Here is a 17,942-nt window from a genome sequence, read left to right on the forward strand (position 1 = left end):
AACGAGAGACTAGGCAAGGCCCGACGGCGGCGCAAGACTGTTGACACGCTCGGAGGGCACTCGTACGGTCCCTCTTTGCGGAACCCGGATTCCGCGATCCAGAAAAGGGAACCTCAGTGCCCGACCTCGAAGGGTTCAACTCCGCGCCCGCGGCCGACCTCCGCCCCGTGCTCGCGGACTGCCTCGCGGTGCCGCGCTGGGTCGACGCGGTGCTGGCCGGCCGCCCCTACGCCGACGTGGAAGCGCTGCTGGCGGCCTCCGACCGGTTCGCCGACCTGAGCGACGACGAGGTGCGCGCCGCCGTCGCGGGCCACCCGCGCATCGGGGAGAAGGCCGCGGGCGACGGCGTCCCGGCGAAGTGGTCCGCCGACGAGCAGTCGGGCGTCGCCGAGTCCCTCGCCGACCGGCTGGCGGCCGCCAACGCCGCCTACGAGGACCGGTTCGGGCACATCTACCTGGTGTGCGCGACGGGGCTGGACGGCGAGCAGGTGCTGGCCGACCTCTCCGCCCGGATGGCCAACCCGCCGGACGTCGAGCTGCGCGTGGTGAACCGGGAACTGGCGAAGATCGCGGCCCTGAGGTTGAGGAAGGTGCTGGCATGACACCCCCGGCGTCGACGTCGCTGTCCACCCACGTGCTCGACGCCGAGGCAGGCCGGCCGCGCGTCGGCGTGCCCGTCCGGTTGGAGCGCGACGGCTCGGTGCTCGCCGAGGGGGTCACCGACGACGACGGCCGGCTGCGGTTCGCCGAAGGGGTGGCCCCCGGCGTGCACCGGTTGGTGTTCGAGGTCGACACGCCGTTCTACCCGGAGATCACGATCGCGTTCCGGGTCACCGGCGAGCAGGGGCACCTGCACGTGCCGGTCCTGCTGAGCCCGTTCGCCTTCACGACCTACCGAGGGAGCTGACCGATGGCCATCGTCCTGGGGCCGAACCAGTACGGGAAGGCGGAGGTCCGCCTCGTCACGGTGACCCGCGACGGCCCCGTGCACACGATCAGGGACCTCACGGTCGGCACCTCCCTGCGCGGCGACCTCGCCGACACCCACCTGACCGGCGACAACTCGAAGGTGCTGGCCACCGACACCCAGAAGAACACCGTCTACGCCTTCGCCAAGCAGGCCCCGGTCGGCGAGGTCGAGGACTTCGCGCTGCGGTTGGGCCGGCACTTCGTCGCCACCCAGGAGGCGATCACCGGCGCCCGCGTCCTCATCGACGAGCACGCGTGGGAGCGGATCGAGGGCAACGGTCACTCGTTCGTGCGGGGCAGCGACGAGAAGCGCACGACCGCCGTGACGGTCGACGGCGACCGGGCGTGGGTCGTGTCGGGGGTGCGGGACCTGGTCGTGCTCAAGTCGGCGGGGTCGGAGTTCCACGGCTTCCCGCGCGACGAGTACACGACGTTGGCCGAGACCGACGACCGGATCCTGGCGACGTCCGTGACGGCCCGGTGGCGCTACCAGGGCGACGGCGTCGGCTGGGCGGAGAGCTTCACCGCGATCCGGGGGCTGCTGCTGACCGCGTTCGCGGACACGCACAGCCTGTCGTTGCAGCAGACGCTCTACGCGATGGGCGAGGCGGTGCTGCGGGAGCGGCCCGAGGTGGCCGAGGTGCGGCTGTCGATGCCCAACAAGCACCACTTCGCGGTCGACCTGTCGCCGTTCGGGCTGCAGAACGACAACGAGGTGTTCTTCGCCGCCGACCGGCCGTACGGGCTCATCGAGGGCTCCGTGCTCCGCGACGACGCCGAGGACCCCGGTTCGGCCTGGTACGCGCTGCCGGCGTTCTGAGCGGGCCGGTCACTTCCGGTCGCTGGTGACCCCCTTGCGCAACGCCATCCGCTGCAACCGCCAGGCGTGGAACAGGTCGGCCTCCTCGTACCAGTCCACGAGCGTCGGCCGCCGCGCGGTGACCATGAACTCCAGCAGCAGCTCGCGGTACGTCGTGAGCGGCACGCCCACACCCGGCGGGAAGTCGGTGTAGTCCTCGTCCACGTAGGGCGCGTCCGGGTCGCCCTTCGGCCAGCCGGTGAACCGGTCGTCCACGTAGTTGAGGTAGCCCCACCGGCCCCGCACGGCGAGCACCAGGTTGTGGTCGCTCTCCCCCTCGGCGTCGGGCGCGCGGGCGAAGTGCTCCAGCATCCCGTCGTTGCACTCGGGCCGCGCCAGGGCGGCGATGAGCACGTCCACGTCCGCCGCGCACGCCACCACCTGGTAGCGGAACTCCGCCCGCTCCAGGTCCGGCAGCCCGGTCCACAAGCCGGCCCTCATGGTCATGCACACACCCTGACCGGTGTCGCACGGTCCGGCCTTTCGCCGGTTCGAGAATCACCTCATCCAGCGATGCCGTGATCACTCTCTTCTGGCTAGCGCCCGGAGATCGGTCACGCTGAGTCCCGTGGCGCGGTGCAGTTCGTCCTCGTCCAGGGCACCGCAGTCCAGGGCGCGGAGGAACGACGACGACAGCGCCTGCGCCGTCGCGGGCTCGTCCAGCACCGCGCCACCCGCCTTCGCCACGTACGCCCGCAGCCGCGCCGCGTCCGCCGCCACGCCTTCGAGGTGGAACGCGTGCACGGCCGCGTACCTCGTCACGAGCTGCGCCGGGTGCAGGTCCCAGCCCTGGTAGAAGCCGTGCGCCAACGACCGGCGCACCAACCGGTAGTGCGTGCGCCAGCCCTCGTGCACGGCGTCGCCCACGGGCAGCACGTTGGTCGAGCCGTCCGACAACTCGACGCCGGTGCCCGCCGCCGACACCTGCATGACGTTGCGGGCGAAGTCGCACGCGCCGTGCGCCAGGTGTTGGTGCGCCGCGCCGAGGCCGCAGCCCGCCGTGTAGTCGTAGGTGCCGAAGTGCAGGCCGCTGACCCGGCCGCGGCCCGCCTCGATGAACCTCGGCAGCGCCAGCCTGCCCTCCGGGTCCACGACCGACCGCGTGGTCTCGACCTGGATCTCGAACCGCAGCGGCAGCCCGAACAGGTCGAGCACGTCGCCGAGCACCTCCACCTGGGCGACCGAGGTGACCTTCGGGAAGGTGATCACGAAGCCGTCCGGCGCGTCGCCCAGCGCGGTGAGGAAGACGTCGAGCGTCCGGATGCCGCGCTCGCGCGAGGCCCGGGTGTCGAACGACTTCATCCGCAACCCGAATCGCAGCGGCGCCACGCCGTCGCGCAGCCAGTCCCGCACCACGAGCGCGGTGCGTTCGGCGTCCGCGTCCTCTTCCGCGTCGGGCCGGACGCCGTAGCCGTCCTCGAAGTCGATGCGCAGGTCCTCCACCGGCTCGGCGGCCAGCTTCGCCCGCACGCGGCCGTCCACCGCGCCGGCGACGTCCGGCCCGAGGTCGAGCACCCCGGCCAGGCCGTCCGGGGCGTGCGCGTCCAGCGCCGCAAGCGCTTGCGCACCCCAGTCACCGAGCGTCGCCGGGGTCACCCGGTCGGCGGGCACGTAGCAGGTGTGCACCGGCTGGCGGCCCGCCGGCGCGTGCGACGGGCCGTCGGACAGCCGCGCGGTGACCGCCCGCACCGCCTCGGCCGGCAGCGACGTGCGCGGCACGTCAGTCGATCCGCTCGTAGGCGGGCAGGGTCAGGAAGTCCACGAACTCGTCCGACAGCGCCACCTGGTCGAACAGCTCCACGGCCAGGTCGAGGTGCTCGCCGTCGAGCTGCTGCTTCGTCCGGGCCAGCACGTCGCGCACCAGTTCGGCGGTGACCGGCGTGCCGTCGTCGAGCACGACGTCGTTGTGCACCCACTGCCAGAGCTGCGAGCGGGAGATCTCGGCGGTGGCGGCGTCCTCCATGAGGTTGTGGATCGCCGCCGCGCCGTTGCCGCCCAGCCACGACAGCAGGTAGCGCACGCCGACGTCCACGGCGGACTCCAGCCCCGCCCGGGTCGCGGCGCCGCCGGCGGACGCGAAGTCCAGCAGCTGCTCGGCGGTGACGGACACCTCGGGCCGCAGCTCGTCGAGCTGGTTGGGCCTGCCGTCCAGCTTCGCGTCGAAGATGTCCGCGCACTCCGCCACCAGGTCCGGGTGCGCCACCCACGAGCCGTCGAAGCCGTCGCCCGCCTCGCGGCGCTTGTCGTCGCGCACCTTGGCCAGCGCGTCGCGCGTGACCTCCGGGTCGCGCCGGTTCGGGATGAACGCCGCCATGCCGCCCATGGCGAACGCGCCGCGCTTGTGGCACGTCCGCACCAGCAGCTCGGTGTAGGCGCGCATGAACGGCACGGTCATGGTGATGCTGTTGCGGTCGGGCAGCACGAAGTCCGGCCCGGCGTCGCGGAAGTACTTGATGATGCTGAACAGGTAGTCCCAGCGGCCCGCGTTCAGGCCCGACGCGTGGTCGCGCAGCTCGTAGAGGATCTCCTCCATCTCGAACGCGGCGGGGATCGTCTCGATCAGCACGGTCGCCCGGATGGTGCCGTGCGGCACGCCGAGCCGTTGCTGCGCGGCGGTGAAGACGTCGTTCCAGAGCCGGGCTTCGAGGTGGCTCTCCATCTTCGGCAGGTAGTAGTACGGCCGGCCCAGCTCGGCGTTGTGGAAGAAGTGCAGGCCGAAGTCGACCAGTGCGCCGACCGCGGGCCGGCCGTCGATCTCCAGGTGCCGCTCGGGCAGGTGCCAGCCGCGCGGCCGGACCACGATCGCCGGCCGCGGCACGTCGTCCCGCAGCACGTAGCGCTTGCCCTCCGGGGAGGTGTGCTCGATCGTGCCGCGGGCGGCGTCGTACAGGTTGACCTGGCCGGAGACGACGTTGTGCCAGTGCGGCGTGTTGGCGTCCTCCAGGTCGGCCAGCCACACCTTCGCGCCGGAGTTCAGCGCGTTGATCGTCATCTTCCGCTCGGTCGGCCCGGTGATCTCCACCCGCCGGTCGCGCAGCGGCTCGGGGGCCTCGGCGACCCGCCAGTCGCCGTCGCGGACCGCCTGCGTCTCGGGCAGGAAACCCAGCGGGCGACGCCGCGCGCGGCGGGCGAGCAGCTCGTCCCGGGTGGCGGCGAAGTCGCGGTGCAACCCGGCGACGAACTCCAGCGCGTCCGGCGTGAGGATCTCGCCCCCGCGCTCCACCTCGCCCCCGAGGACGCGAACACCGGACATGGGAGCCCACCTCGATTCCGAGTCGGTTTCTACTTCGCGGACTATAGTTTTCGCCACGCGGAACGGCAACGAAGGAGTGGTGTCGGTGGCGGCGGAGTCCACGGGCGGCGTGCAGTCGCTCCAGCGTGCCTTCGACCTGCTCGAACGCCTCGCCGACGCCGGTGGCGAGGCCGGTCTGTCCGAGCTGGCCGCCGCCTCGGGCCTGCCGCTGCCGACGATCCACCGGCTGATCCGCACCCTGGTCGCGCTGGGGTACGTGCGGCAGAACAGCAACCGCCGGTACGCGCTCGGGTCGCGGCTGATCCGGCTCGGCGAGACCGCGTCGCGGCAGTTCGGCACGTGGGCGCGGCCGTTCCTGGCGGAGCTGGTCGACCGGGTGGGCGAGACCGCGAACCTGGCCGTGCTCGACGGCGACGAGGTGGTGTACGTGGCGCAGGTGCCGTCACGGCACTCGATGCGGATGTTCACCGAGGTCGGCCGCCGGCTGCTGCCGCACGGCACGGGCGTGGGCAAGGCGATCCTGTCCCAGCTGCCGCGCGACCAGGTGCGGGCGTTGCTGGCGCGCACGGGCCTGCCCGCGTACACGCCGAACACGATCACCGACGCGGACGTGCTGCTGGCGTCGTTGGACCGGATCGCCGCCCGGGGCTACGCGTTGGACGAGAGCGAGCAGGAACTGGGCGTGCGGTGCGTCGCGGTGCCGTTGCGCGCCGGCCCGGCGTTGGCCGCCGTGTCGGTCTCCGGTCCCGACAGCCGGCTGACCAAGGAGTCCGTGGCGCGCATCGTGCCCGCCGTGTTGGCCGTGGCCGAACGCCTCTCCGCCCACACCGCCCACACCTGACCCGCGTGTCGAACCCTCAGGACCCGTGAGTCGAACACTCGGGACCCCCGAGTTCACCGCTCGGGCGGCCCGGCTCCCGCCGAACGGGGTGGGACCTGAACGGTGAACTCGGAGGTCCTGGAGGTTCGACTCACGGGGCCTGGAGGTTCGACACGCGCCGGGGTCAGGAGAGGAGGGCGTCCACGAAGGCGGTCGGTTCGAACGGGGCCAGGTGGTCGGCCCCCTCGCCCAGGCCCACGAGCTTCACCGGGACGCCCAGCTCGCGCTGGACCTGGAACACGATGCCGCCCTTGGCGGTGCCGTCCAGCTTGGTCAGCACGATGCCGGTCACGTCGACCACCTCGGCGAACACCCGCGCCTGGGTCAGGCCGTTCTGCCCGGTGGTGGCGTCGAGCACGAGCAGCACCTCGTCCACTTCGGCCTGCTTCTCCACCACCCGCTTGACCTTGCCCAGCTCGTCCATCAGGCCGGTCTTGGTGTGCAGCCGGCCCGCGGTGTCGACCAGCACGGTGTCCACACCGTCCTGGACGCCCCGCTTCACCGCCTCGAACGCCACCGACGCCGGGTCCGCGCCCTCCGCGCCGCGCACGGTGGCCGCGCCGACGCGCGACCCCCACGTCTCCAGCTGGTCGGCCGCCGCCGCGCGGAACGTGTCCGCCGCGCCCAGCAGCACGGTCCGGCCGTCGGCCACCAGCACGCGCGCCAGCTTGCCCGTCGTGGTCGTCTTGCCGACGCCGTTCACGCCGACCACCAGCACCACGGCCGGCTTCACGCCACCCGCGCCGTCGGCGTGCGGCAACGCGTTCACCGCCCGGCTCATCTCCGGGTGCAGCGCGTCGACCAGCACCTCGCGCAGCAACGCGCGGACGTCGTCGGACGTGCGCACGCCGCGCGCCACGATCTGCTCCCGCAACGCCGTCACGACCTGGTCGGTGATCGCCGCGCCGAGGTCCGCCATCAGCAGCGTGTCCTCGATGTCGGTCCACGAGTCCTCGTCCAGGTCGCCCGCGCCGAGCAGCCCCAGCAGGCTCTGCCCGAACGTCGAGCGCGACCGCGACAGCCGCCCGCGCAACCGCTCCAGCCGGCCGGCGGTCGGCTCGATCTCCTCGACCTCGGACGCTTCCTCGGGCAGCTCGACCTCGACGAACCCGCGCTTGACCGAGTCGCGGGGCACCGCCGCGTCGTCGCCGACCCCCGGCTGCCCGTCGACCTCGGTGCGGTCGGCGACGGGGTGCTGGACGGGCTCGACCACCTCGGCGGCCGGGGACGCGCCCGACGGCTCGACGGGCTCGGCCGGTCTGGTCGGTTCGGTCACCGGCGGCGCGGGCTGGTTGAACGTGATGGCGCCACCGGCTTGGTAGCCGCCCTTGGCGGGCTGGTCCCGCTCGGGCTCGGTGAGGCTGATCCGCCGGCGTCGCGCCAGCACGACGCCCGTCACGAGGGCGACCGCGAGCAGTGCCGCGACGACGACGATGATCCAGATCAGGGACGTGGTGGACACGGCGCCATCCTCGCACGCCACCGTATGTTGACGATCGACGAAGCAGGTTAGGTTCCGGCAACTTTCCCACAAAGACCCTTGCGCGAGCGTTCAGTGTGGAATAGACCACAGGGCGTGAGGGTGATCGGGCTCATTTCGGGCACCTCGATGGACGCCATCGACGTGGCCGTGGCCGACCTGTCCCTGGACGGCCCGACCGTCCGGCTGACCCCCGTGGCGCACGCCGAGCACCCGTTCCCGGAGGAGCTGCGCAGGCCGCCCACCAGCGCCGCGGACGTGTGCGTGCTCGACACCCGCCTGGGCCAGGCGTTCGCCGAGGTGGCCGCCCGGTACCGGGGCGAGCTGGTCTCGTCGCTGGGCCAGACCGTCCACCACTGGGTCGAGGACGGCCGCTGCCTGGGCACGCTCCAACTGGGACAGCCGGCGTGGATAGCCGAAGCCACCGGCCTGCCGGTCGTGTCCGACCTGCGCGTCCGCGACGTCGCCGCGGGCGGGCACGGCGCGCCGCTGGCGAGCACCCTGGACGCCCTCTGGCTGGCCGGGTTCGGCGGACCCGCCACCGCGCTGAACATCGGCGGCATCGCGAACGTGACCAAGGTTTCGCCCGAAGGTGTGATCGCCTACGACACCGGACCGGGCAACGCGCTCATGGACGCCGCGATGACCGCGCTCTCCGGCGGTCTGCGCCACCAGGACACCGACGGCGAGTTCGCCCGCCGCGGCCGGGTCCGCGACGACCTGCTCGACCGCCTGCTGGCCGACCCGTACTACGCCCGGCCCGCGCCCAAGTCCACCGGCAAGGAGCACTTCAACCGCGCCTACCTCGACCGCGTCACCGACGGGCTCACCATGCCCGCCGAGGACCTGCTGGCCACGCTCACCGAGCTGACCGCCCGGACCGTCGCCGCCGAGTGCGAGGGCGCCGTCATCGGCTCGGGCGGCGGCATGCGCAACCCCGCGCTGGTCGAGGCCCTGGGCCGGCGCGTCGACCTGCGCACGAGCGACGAACTCGGACTGCCCGCCGCGGGCAAGGAGGCGTACCTCGCCGCCCTGCTGGGCTTCCTCACCTGGCACGGCCTGCCCGCGAACGTGCCGTCCGCCACCGGCGCCGCCGGCCCGCGCCCGCTGGGGTCGATCACCCCCGGCCGCCACCCGCTGCGCCTGCCCGAGCCCGCGGTCACCGCCGTGACCGGACTGACCGTCGTCCAACCCGGGCGGTGGTCGGGCCTAGGAAGCCAGGGAGATGGAGGAGACCGTGCGCGCACTTGATGTCGGCATCATCGTGCTGTTCCTGGTGGGCATGCCGCTGCTCGGCGTGTGGATCGGCGGGCGCCAGCGCTCCGCGACCGACTACTTCGTCAGCGAGCGCCGCATCTCGTGGTGGGTCGTGTGCGTGTCGGTGGTGTCCGCCGAGACGTCCACGCTGACCGTGCTCAGCGTGCCGACGGTCGCCTACCTGGGCACGATGACGTTCCTGTCGCTGGCCATCGGCTACCTCCTCGGCCGGATCGTGGTGTCGTTCGTGCTGCTGCCCAAGTACGTGGCGGGCGAGCTGATCACCGCGTACGGGTTCCTCGGCAAGCGGTTCGGCCGCAACATCCAGAGCACCGCGTCGGTGACGTTCCTGGTCACCCGGCTGCTGGCGGACGGGCTGCGGCTGTTCGCCACCGCCATCCCGGTCAAGGTGGTGCTCGCGGCGTACGGCGTGAACGCGTCCTACTGGGCGATCGTGGCGGTGCTCGGCGTGGCGATGGTCGTCTACAGCTTCCTCGGCGGCGTGCGGGCCGTGGTGTGGGTCGACGCGATCCAGATGCTCTGGTACGTCGTCGGCGCGTTCGCGGTGATCCTCGTGCTGAACGGCAAGCTGCCCGACGGCTGGTTCGGCAGCGCCGCCGACGCGGGCAAGTTCCAGGTCTTCGACTTCGGCGCCAGCGCGTTCACCTCGCCGTACGCCATCGCGACGGCGTTCATCGGCGGCGCGGTGCTCTCCATGGCCTCGCACGGCGCGGACCAGCTCATCGTGCAGCGGCTGATGGCGACCAAGGACGTGCGCGCGGCGCAGAAGGCGCTGATCGCCAGCGGTGTGGTGGTGTTCCTCCAGTTCGCGCTGTTCCTCTTCATCGGCGTGATGCTGTGGGCCTTCTACCGGGCGGCCAACCCGGTCAAGGACCTCGGGCTCAACAACAACGACGAGCTGTTCGCCAACTTCATCGTCAACGACATGCCGTCCGGGCTGTCCGGGTTCGTGATCGCGGGCATCCTGGCCGCCGCGCTGTCGTCGTCGCTGGGCGCGCTGGCCTCCTCCACCGTGACCGACGTGGTGCAGCGCGTGGTGCGCCGGCCGATGAGCGAGGCCGAGGTGTTCCGGCAGGGCCGGATCTGGACGGTGGTGTGGGCCGGCCTGCTGATCGTGTGCGCCGGGCTGTTCGCCTCGCTGACCCGTCGCGGCAACCCGATCGTCGAGCAGGGCCTGTCGATCGCCGGGTTCACCTACGGCGCGCTGCTGGGCGCGTTCCTGCTCGGCCTGGTGTTCCGCAAGGCGCGGGAACTCGACGCGATCGTGGCGTTCGCGGTGACGGTGGTCGTCATGGCGTTCGTGATCCTGGGCGTGAAGTTCGTCGGCCCGGACGCCCGGCTGGCGATCGACTTCTCGGCGGCGGCGCCCGCCCAGAAGATCGTCTCGCTGGCGTACCCCTGGTACACGGTGATGGGTGTGCTGCTGACGTTGGTCGTGGGCGGGCTGATGTCGTTGCGGCACCAGGGCCACCAGCCGCCGGACGCCCGGGACGACGTGGTGTCCGCCAAGGCGGCGTAGGACGGGGTTCAGGCGGCGGGTCTGGCGCGGTAGGCCACGAGTTCGAGGTGGAGGCGGAAGCCGAGCCGGTCGAAGAGCCGTTGGGACGACCGGTTGCCGGCCAGTATCGCGGCGGCGACCTGGGGTCGGGCCCCGGATTTCTCGGCCAGCTTCCAGACCAGCTCGGTGACCAGCGCCGCGCCGACCCCCTGCCCCCGCACGTCCGGCTCCACGGCCACGAAGTCCAGGTAGAACTCGCCCGGCTCGGCCTTGCCCGAGGCGTACCCGAGGACGCGGTCGCCGTCCATGGCGACCACCACGGTGTGCTCCCGGCTGCCGTCCACCAGCCGCCGGCCGGGCAGGTGGGTCCGGGGGAAGCACCGGTCGTGCAGCACGGCCACGGCCTCGTGCACGGCCCGGTCGGTCGGCAGCACCCGCATCTCGCGGGCCGGGCCGGTGCGCGGGCAGCTCGCCTCGCGCAGCAGCAGGCCGCGCAGGCCGTCGCCGTCGAGGACGTGGATGCCGCACGGTCGGGCGGCGGCGAACCGGTGCCGCTCGGCGAACGCGGCCAACCGCCGGTGCCCGGTGTGGCCGAGCAGCTCGCGGTCGGAGGTGCCGTCGAGCAGCGGCTCGGCGGCGGCGTAGAGGGCGTCGGCGGTCTGGTCCCAGATCCGGCTGCCCGCCGGGTGGTTGACCGGCACGTCGACGAACGGTCCGTGCAGGTAGGCGCGACGGGCGTCGGTGTCGACCTCGACGCTGAGCGCGCCGCGGACCCCGCCCGAGTCGTCGGTGGCGACCACGGTGCACGAGGCCCAGTCGGGCTCGAACTCGGCCAGCTCCGCGGAGATGTCACCGAGCGTCTCGCCGAGGTAGCCGATGTGGTGCGCGTCGTCGGCCTGCAACCGCAGCACCAACGCGAGCACGGCGTCCAGGTCGTCCTGGGCGGCGGGACGGATGTCGTACATGTCTGGAATGGTCACCCGCCGCGACGGGGAACGCGAGGGAGTTTTCCACTCCCCGTCCACGCCTCGGACGCCCTGGTCCGGCGCGTCTGCTCTGGGCGAACGCGGCGGCCGAAGCGCACCGGATGGCGCTCGCACCGCGCCGCCCCGGACTCCTAGCGTCGGGGTATGACCGACGACGTCCTCGACATCCCCTTCGCCGACGCCTTCGCCTTCGACCCCTCGCCCACGTGGGCCCGGCTGCGGGAGGAGGAGCCGGTGGCCCGGGTCCGCACCCTGGCCGGCGCGGAGGTGTGGTTGGTCACCCGCTACGACGACGTGAAGCTGGTGCTGGCCGACCCGCGGTTCTCCCGCGCCGGCGTGGTGGCGGCGGGCGCGCCCAGGGTCGGCGTCTCGCGGCCGTTGCCCGGCACCCTGCCGACCACCGACCCGCCCGAGCACACGCGGCTGCGCGGGCTCGTGTCCGGCGCGTTCTCGCACCGGCGGATCTCGGCCACCCGGCCGTGGGTGCGGGAGCTGTGCGAACGGCTGGCCGACGACGTGGTGGACGGCGCGGACCTGCGGCAGGTGTACGCGCTGCCGCTGCCGATCCAGGTGATCTGCACGCTGCTCGGCGTGCCCTACGCGGACCGCGAGCGGTTCCGCGGGTGGGTGGAGCTCGCGTACAGCCTGGAGATGTCCGAGCAGCCGCGGGTCGAGGCGGCGATGGACGCCCTGCTGGGGTACATGGGCGAGCTGGTCGCGGCGAAGCGGCGGGCACCGCGGTCCGACGACCTGCTGGACGAGCTGTGCGCGACGTCGCTGACGCACGACGAGCTGGTCGCGTTCGCGCTGAACCTGCTGGTCGCGGGGCACGAGACGTCGGCCAACCAGATCACCAGCTTCGTCGCCACGCTGCTGCGGGAGCGGTCGCGGTGGGACCTGCTGGCGCGGGACCCGTCGCTCGTGCCGAACGCGGTGGAGGAGCTGATGCGGTTCACCCGGCTCAGCGAGGTCGGGCAGTTGCGGGTGGCGCTGGAGGACGTGGAGGTCGGCGGCGTGGTCGTCCGGGCCGGCGAGGGCGTGATGGCGGCCATCGGCTCGGCCAACCGCGACCCCCGCGCGTTCGACTCGCCGGACGTGTTGGACCTCACGCGCTCGCCGAACCCGCACCTCGCGCTGGGCATCGGCCCGCACTTCTGCCTCGGCGCGCAGCTGGCGCGGATCGAGCTCCAGGAGGCGCTGTCGGTGCTGTTGCGGCGCTTCCCGGGCCTGCGGGCGGCCCGGCCGGTGGAGGAACTGGCGTGGCGGAGGGTCCTCGTCAGCGGTCTCGCCGAGTTGCCGGTAAGCCTCGGATGACCGACATCTATTGCCGGAGGTTTCGCGTTGGGGAACCCTGGGAGGGTGAGCGAGGAAACGATCCAACTCGAACTCAACGACAGCGGGGTGGCGGTAGACCTGCCGATGCCTGTCAACCAGCGGGACCAGGTGCAGGAGGTCCCCTATCGGCCGGTCGAGTTCCGTGACGACGACCTGCCCAACGCGTTGGAGCGCGCAGCCACCTGGCTGCGCCAGACGCAGGAGTGGCTCGGTGAAGCGGTCGACGTGATCGCGGTCCACCTGGACTACGACGACACCAAGGGTTCGCCGTATTACGCCCTGAAGCTGCTGTGCAATGAGGAGGACCTGGCGGGCGTCCCGCGAGTGGTGCGCGAGCACGATCGCACTACTGGCGAGTAACGTACGCTGGGTTCCATGCCAGATCGCGTGTACCCGCCGGTGATCGCCGCGGCCAAGTTGATGTTCCGCCTGCTCGACCTGCGGATCACCGTGGAGGGCGCGGAGCACGTGCCGACCACCGGCGGGGCCGTGCTGGCCTCGAACCACGTCTCCTACCTCGATTTCATCTTCGCCGGCTACGGCGCGCACCCGGCGCGCCGGTTGGTCCGGTTCATGGCCAAGCACGAGGTGTTCCGGCACCCCGTGTCGGGCCCGCTCATGCGCGGGATGCACCACATCCCGGTGGACCGGGCCGCCGGCCAGGCGTCCTACCAGCAGGCGTTGGCCGCGCTGCGGGCCGGCGAGATCGTCGGGATCTTCCCGGAGGCCACGATCAGCCGGTCGTTCACGGTCAAGGACGTGAAGAGCGGCGCGGTGCGGATGGCGGCCGAAGCCGGCGTGCCGCTGCTGCCGACGGCCGTGTGGGGCACCCAGCGGCTGTGGACCAAGGGGCGGCCGAAGTCGCTGACGCAGCGGCACGTGCCCGTCACGATCATCGTCGGCGAGCCCGTGGAGCCCACCACGGACGCCGCGCTGCGCGAGCGGATGCAGGAGCTGCTGGACGACGCCCAGGCCCGTTACCCGGAGTCGGGCGAGGGCCGGTGGTGGCAGCCTGCCCACCTCGGCGGCACCGCGCCCACGCCCGAAGAGGCCAAGGCGCTCGACGAGCGCTGACGTCCTCCTAGGCGGGCGGTCCGGCCTCCGGCTCCGAGCCGGGTTCCGGGGTCGATCCGGGCGTGCCGGCCTCCGCGTCGCCTCCGGTCGCGGCAGCTCCGGCGGCCTCCGGCACGACGCTGTCGGGTTCGGCGGCGGCGACGTCGGGTTGGGCGTCCGGGACCGCGGCGGCTCCCGGAGCCGCGGCGACGGCGGCCCGGCCCCGTTTCGGCTTCTCCTCGCCGCGCAGGCGCTGCGAGATCACCTGGCTGATGCCGTCGCCGCGCATCGACACGCCGTACAGCGCGTCCGCGATCTCCATCGTCGGCTTCTGGTGCGTGATGATCAGCAGCTGCGACCGCTCCCGCAACTGCTCGAACAGGCCGATCAGCCGGTGCAGGTTGGTGTCGTCCAACGCGGCCTCGACCTCGTCCATCACGTAGAACGGCGAGGGCCGGGCGCGGAAGATCGCGACCAGCATCGCCACCGCCGCCAGCGACTTCTCGCCGCCCGACAGCAGCGACAGGCGCTTGACCTTCTTGCCCGGCGGCCGGGCCTCCAGCTCGATGCCCGTGGTCAGCATGTCGTCCGGCTCGGTCAGCACCAGCCGACCCTCGCCGCCGGGGAACAGCACCTTGAACACGACCTCGAACTCGCGGGCGACGTCCTCGTAGGCCGACGTGAAGACCTCCAGGATCTTGTCGTCGACCTCCTTCACCACGGTCAGCAGGTCGCGCCGGGTCGCCTTGATGTCCTCCAGCTGGTTGGACAGGAACTTGTACCGCTCCTCCAGCGCCGCGAACTCCTCCAGCGCCAGCGGGTTGACCTTGCCCAGCAGCGACAGGTCCCGCTCGGCCCGCTTGGCGCGCCGCGCCTGCGTGTCCCGGTCGTACGGCATCGGCTGCGGCGCGGTCACCGCCTCGCCGCGCTCCCTGGCCGCCTCGTACTCGGCGAGCTCTTGGGGCGACGGCGGGATGAACACGTCCGGCCCGTACTCGGCGACCAGGTCCTCCAGGCCGATGCCGAACTCCTCGGCGACCTTGGTCTCCAGCTGCTCGATGCGCATCCGCTGCTCGGCCCGCAGCACCTCGTCGCGGTGCACGGCGTCGGTCAGCTTCTCCAGCTCCACCGACATCTCGCGCACCAGGCTGCGCACCTGCGCCAGGTACATCTCGCGCTGCGCCTTGCGCTCCTGCGCGGCGTCGCGCTCGCGCGCCGCCCGGGCCAGCGAGTCGGCGATCCGCGACAGCGCCAGCTCGCCGCCGCGCACGACGGCCTTGGCCACGACCGCGCCCCGCGCCCGGGCCGCGTGGGCGCGCTGGGCGCGTTCGCGGGCCTCGCGCTCGGCGCGTGCCGCCCGGCGCAGCCCTTCCGCCTTGCCCTGCAACGCGCGGGCGCGCTCCTCGGCGGTCCGCAGCGCCAGCCGGGCGTCCACCTCGCCCTGGCGGGCGGCGGCCAGCTCGGCGGCCATCTCGTCGCGGTGCGCGGTGTCCGGCTCGTCGTCCAGCGGCTGCTCCTGCGCCACGAGCAGGCGCTCCTCCAGCTCGCCGAGCTTGAGCAGGTTCTCCTCGCGGGCCGCCTCGACCTTCTCCCGCTGCGCCCGCACGCGGTCCACCTCGGCCTCGGCCGACCGCACCGCCGCCGCCAGCCGGTTCAGCCGCTCGGACGACCGGGCGCGCCGCACCTTGGCCTCGTTGAGCTGCTCCTTCACCGCCGCGACCTCGGCCCGGCGCGCCTGCTGCTCGGCCCGCGCGCCCTCCAGCGCCGCCGTCGCCTGCTCCGCCGCGCGCTCGGCCAGCGCCAGCTTCTCCGACGCCTCGTCCACCGCGGCCTGGACCTCGATGACGCTCTGGCTGCGCCCGGACCCGCCGACCGCCCAGTCCGCGCCCAGCACGTCGCCGTCCCGGGTCACCGCACGCACCGACGGGTGCGCGTCCACCAACGCCCGCGCGGTGGCCAGCGAGTCGACCACGGCGACCCGGTCCAACGCCCGGTGCAGCGCGGGCCGCAGCGGCTCCGGCGCCTGCACCAGCTCGACGGCCCACCGCGCGTCCGGCGGCAGCGACGGCCAACCGGACCGGTCCGCGGTCGCCGGCGCGCCGCCCACCAGCACCCCGGCCCGACCGGTGTCCTGTTCCTTGAGCAGCTCCAACGCCGCCACCGCGGCGGAGCCGGACGCCACCGCGACCGCGTCCGCGATCGGGCCCAGCGCGGCGGCCAGCGCGACCTCCGCGCCCGGCTCCACGGTCAGCAGCGCCGCGACCGACCCCAGCAGGCCGGGCAGCCGGGACGCCAGCAGCGCGCCCGCGCCGTCCTTGCGGGTCAGGCCCAGCGACAGCGCGTCCACCCGGGCCTTCCACGACGCGATGTCGCGCTCGGCCGCCCGCTCCGCCTTGACCAGTTCCTCGACCCGGCGGCGCGCGGCGTCGTCCGCCTCGACGGCCAGCCGGTGCCGCTCCTGGAGCCCGACGTCGTCCTCGTCCTCGGTCCCGGTCGCCTCGCGGGCCTCGGCCAGCTCCTGCTGCGCGACCTCGGACCGCTCGACCGCCTCGGCGAGCGCGGTCGACATCCGCTCGATCTCCTCGGCGGTCGCGCTCGTCTTCGACCGCAGGGCCTCCACCTGCCCGGACAGCCGGGCCAGGCCCTCGCGCCGGTCGGCGATCGCCCGCACCGCGGCCAGGTGCGCCTTCTCCGCCGCGGACACCATCCGCTCCAGCTCGGCCCGCGTCTCCACGGCCTCCGCCAGCCCGACCCGGGCCTCCGTCACGCCGTCCTGCAGCTCCTGCTCCAGGATCGCGGTCTGCTCGGCCTCGGCCTCCAGCTCGTCCGGGTCGCGCCCGCCGCGCGGCGCCTCCACCGCCGCCGACAGGTGCCGCTCCCGCTCGACGGCCAGCCGCACCGTGCCGCGCAGCCGCTCCTCCAACGCCGACAGCCGGTACCAGGTGTCCTGGGCCTGCTGGAGCTTCGGCGCGTCCGCCGCGACCTGGTCCTCCAGCTCGTTCTGCTGCGACTGGGCCTGCTGGAGCGACTTCTCCACCTCGGCGCGGCGGGCGCGGGCCGCGGCCTCGTCCTGCTCCTCCCGCGCCAGCGCCTCGCGCTGCGTCACCAGGTCGTCGGCCAGCAGGCGCATCCGGGCGTCCCGCAGCTCCGACTGCACGACCTGGGCGCGGCGGGCGATCTCGGCCTGCTTGCCCAGCGGCTTGAGCTGGCGGCGCAGCTCGGCGGTGAGGTCGGTCAGGCGGGTCAGGTTCGCCTGCATCGCCTCCAGCTTCCGCAGCGCCTTCTCCTTGCGCTTGCGGTGCTTGAGGACGCCCGCGGCCTCCTCGACGAACGCCCGCCGCTCCTCGGGCTTGGACTCCAGGATCGCGGCGAGCTGGCCCTGGCCGACGATCACGTGCATCTCGCGGCCGATGCCGGAGTCGCTGAGCAGCTCCTGGATGTCCATCAGGCGGCACGAGTTGCCGTTGATCTCGTACTCGGTCGCGCCCTCGCGGAACATCCGGCGGGTGATCGACACCTCGACGTAGTCGATCGGCAGCGCGCCGTCGGAGTTGTCGATGGTCAGCGTCACCTCGGCGCGGCCGAGCGGCGCGCGGCCGGACGTGCCGGCGAAGATGACGTCCTCCATCTTGCCGCCGCGCAGGTCCTTCGCGCCCTGGGTGCCCATCACCCAGCGCAGCGCGTCGAGCACGTTCGACTTGCCGGACCCGTTCGGACCGACGACGCACGTGATGCCCGGCTCGAAGCGCAGCGTGGTAGCCGAGGCGAAGGACTTGAAGCCCTTCAGCGTCAGGCTCTTGAGGTGCACGCCGGGCAGAGTACCCGTGCGGGCCGCGAGCCAGTCGTCGGCACGCTGACCAGCGCGATCACGGTCGCACCGAGACCAGCACCGTCATGTCGACCACCACGTCGAGCCGTTCGATCTCCCCCACCGGGAACGAGGTGGAGCCGGGGATGCGCTCGTCCGGCGCGTGGTCGGTGCCCCACCAGCCGCCGATCTCGGTCCGCCCGGACCTGTCGTGGACGATCAGCTTGCACCTCATGCCCTTCGGCATGTTCTCGATGGTCATCCACAGCTCGGTGCCCCACGACTTGCCGACCAGGTCCGCGGTGGCCACCACGCCGGAGGTGGCGTCGGCGGCGTGCCAGGTGACGGCGGCCGGGCCGTCGTCCCGGGTCAGCCGCGGCACCAGCACCACGCCCAGCGCGACGAGCACGGCCAGCACGGCCGCGCCGACCAGCACCGGCCACCGCCGCCGGGGGGGCTGCGACGCCGCTCCGTGCCCGCGTGGGGGCGGGGGGGGGGGGGGGGGGGTGGGGGGGCGGCGGCAGCGGCCGCAGGTCCGGGTCG

16 protein-coding genes are annotated in these 17,942 nt (G+C 73.1%); 9 read left to right on the forward strand and 7 right to left on the reverse strand.

What is annotated here, in order from left to right:
- Positions 1–116: 116 nt before the first annotated feature.
- Genes uraD through pucL form a run of 3 tightly spaced genes read left to right on the forward strand, consistent with a single transcriptional unit; the run spans position 117 to position 1,789 of the window.
- The gene (gene uraD, locus ACFXGA_RS15110; protein ID WP_378088101.1) at positions 117–602 is read left to right on the forward strand and encodes a 2-oxo-4-hydroxy-4-carboxy-5-ureidoimidazoline decarboxylase; all 486 of its coding nucleotides are present in this window, start codon (positions 117–119) and stop codon (positions 600–602) included.
- Positions 599–907, forward strand: coding sequence for a hydroxyisourate hydrolase (locus ACFXGA_RS15115; RefSeq protein ID WP_378088103.1), 309 nt, complete (start codon positions 599–601; stop codon positions 905–907). The genes uraD and ACFXGA_RS15115 overlap by 4 nt, the downstream gene beginning before the upstream one ends.
- 3 nt (positions 908–910) lie before the next feature.
- Positions 911–1,789 (forward strand): factor-independent urate hydroxylase, encoded by an 879-nt coding sequence (gene pucL, locus ACFXGA_RS15120; protein ID WP_378088105.1) that lies wholly within the window; start codon positions 911–913, stop codon positions 1,787–1,789.
- 9 nt (positions 1,790–1,798) lie between these two features.
- Here pucL and ACFXGA_RS15125 read toward each other — a convergent pair whose 3' ends face one another.
- The 3 genes from ACFXGA_RS15125 to aceB form a co-directional block, all read right to left on the reverse strand.
- Complete coding sequence (locus tag ACFXGA_RS15125) at positions 1,799–2,275, reverse strand: Imm1 family immunity protein (protein WP_378088107.1); 477 nt, start codon at positions 2,273–2,275, stop codon at positions 1,799–1,801.
- 75 nt (positions 2,276–2,350) lie between these two features.
- A complete protein-coding gene (locus tag ACFXGA_RS15130; RefSeq protein ID WP_378088109.1) occupies positions 2,351–3,547 on the reverse strand; it encodes a DUF6986 family protein in 1,197 nt (398 codons plus the stop codon).
- A gap of 1 nt (position 3,548) precedes the next feature.
- Positions 3,549–5,081 (reverse strand): malate synthase A, encoded by a 1,533-nt coding sequence (aceB, locus tag ACFXGA_RS15135; protein ID WP_378088111.1) that lies wholly within the window; start codon positions 5,079–5,081, stop codon positions 3,549–3,551.
- An 85-nt stretch (positions 5,082–5,166) separates the two neighbouring features.
- On the opposite strand from aceB, the gene ACFXGA_RS15140 reads away from it, so the two are divergent.
- Positions 5,167–5,922 carry an IclR family transcriptional regulator gene (locus tag ACFXGA_RS15140; RefSeq protein WP_378088113.1) on the forward strand — a complete coding sequence of 252 codons (756 nt, stop codon included), beginning with the start codon at positions 5,167–5,169 and terminating at the stop codon, positions 5,920–5,922.
- 163 nt (positions 5,923–6,085) lie between these two features.
- On the opposite strand, the gene ftsY is transcribed toward ACFXGA_RS15140, so the two are convergent.
- Positions 6,086–7,423, reverse strand: a complete 1,338-nt coding sequence (ftsY, locus tag ACFXGA_RS15145; protein WP_378088115.1) for a signal recognition particle-docking protein FtsY — start codon at positions 7,421–7,423, stop codon at positions 6,086–6,088.
- 114 nt (positions 7,424–7,537) lie between these two features.
- Between ftsY and ACFXGA_RS15150 the strand changes: the two genes are divergently transcribed.
- Both ACFXGA_RS15150 and ACFXGA_RS15155 read left to right on the forward strand, forming a co-directional pair.
- Positions 7,538–8,692, forward strand: a complete 1,155-nt coding sequence (locus tag ACFXGA_RS15150) for an anhydro-N-acetylmuramic acid kinase (RefSeq protein ID WP_378088117.1) — start codon at positions 7,538–7,540, stop codon at positions 8,690–8,692.
- Entirely contained in the window at positions 8,679–10,238 is a 1,560-nt protein-coding gene (locus ACFXGA_RS15155) for a sodium:solute symporter (protein WP_378088119.1), read from the forward strand. The genes ACFXGA_RS15150 and ACFXGA_RS15155 overlap by 14 nt, the downstream gene beginning before the upstream one ends.
- Positions 10,239–10,246: 8 nt before the next feature.
- On the opposite strand, the gene ACFXGA_RS15160 is transcribed toward ACFXGA_RS15155, so the two are convergent.
- A complete protein-coding gene (locus ACFXGA_RS15160) occupies positions 10,247–11,182 on the reverse strand; it encodes a GNAT family N-acetyltransferase (RefSeq protein WP_378088121.1) in 936 nt (311 codons plus the stop codon).
- 165 nt (positions 11,183–11,347) lie between these two features.
- On the opposite strand from ACFXGA_RS15160, the gene ACFXGA_RS15165 reads away from it, so the two are divergent.
- The 3 genes from ACFXGA_RS15165 to ACFXGA_RS15175 are packed head-to-tail and all read left to right on the forward strand — an operon-like array spanning position 11,348 to position 13,612.
- Positions 11,348–12,517, forward strand: coding sequence for a cytochrome P450 (locus ACFXGA_RS15165; RefSeq protein ID WP_378088123.1), 1,170 nt, complete (start codon positions 11,348–11,350; stop codon positions 12,515–12,517).
- Between the two features lie 45 nt (positions 12,518–12,562).
- Positions 12,563–12,898 (forward strand): hypothetical protein, encoded by a 336-nt coding sequence (locus tag ACFXGA_RS15170; protein ID WP_378088125.1) that lies wholly within the window; start codon positions 12,563–12,565, stop codon positions 12,896–12,898.
- A gap of 15 nt (positions 12,899–12,913) precedes the next feature.
- Positions 12,914–13,612 (forward strand): lysophospholipid acyltransferase family protein, encoded by a 699-nt coding sequence (locus tag ACFXGA_RS15175; RefSeq protein ID WP_378088127.1) that lies wholly within the window; start codon positions 12,914–12,916, stop codon positions 13,610–13,612.
- A gap of 7 nt (positions 13,613–13,619) precedes the next feature.
- Here ACFXGA_RS15175 and smc read toward each other — a convergent pair whose 3' ends face one another.
- Positions 13,620–17,399, reverse strand: a complete 3,780-nt coding sequence (smc, locus tag ACFXGA_RS15180) for a chromosome segregation protein SMC (protein WP_378088129.1) — start codon at positions 17,397–17,399, stop codon at positions 13,620–13,622.
- 58 nt (positions 17,400–17,457) lie between these two features.
- Complete coding sequence (locus tag ACFXGA_RS15185) at positions 17,458–17,835, reverse strand: hypothetical protein (RefSeq protein ID WP_378088131.1); 378 nt, start codon at positions 17,833–17,835, stop codon at positions 17,458–17,460.
- Between the last annotated feature and the right edge of the window lie 107 nt (positions 17,836–17,942).

It is taken from the genome of Actinosynnema sp. NPDC059335 (assembly GCF_042752395.1).
GTDB lineage: Bacteria > Actinomycetota > Actinomycetes > Mycobacteriales > Pseudonocardiaceae > Actinosynnema.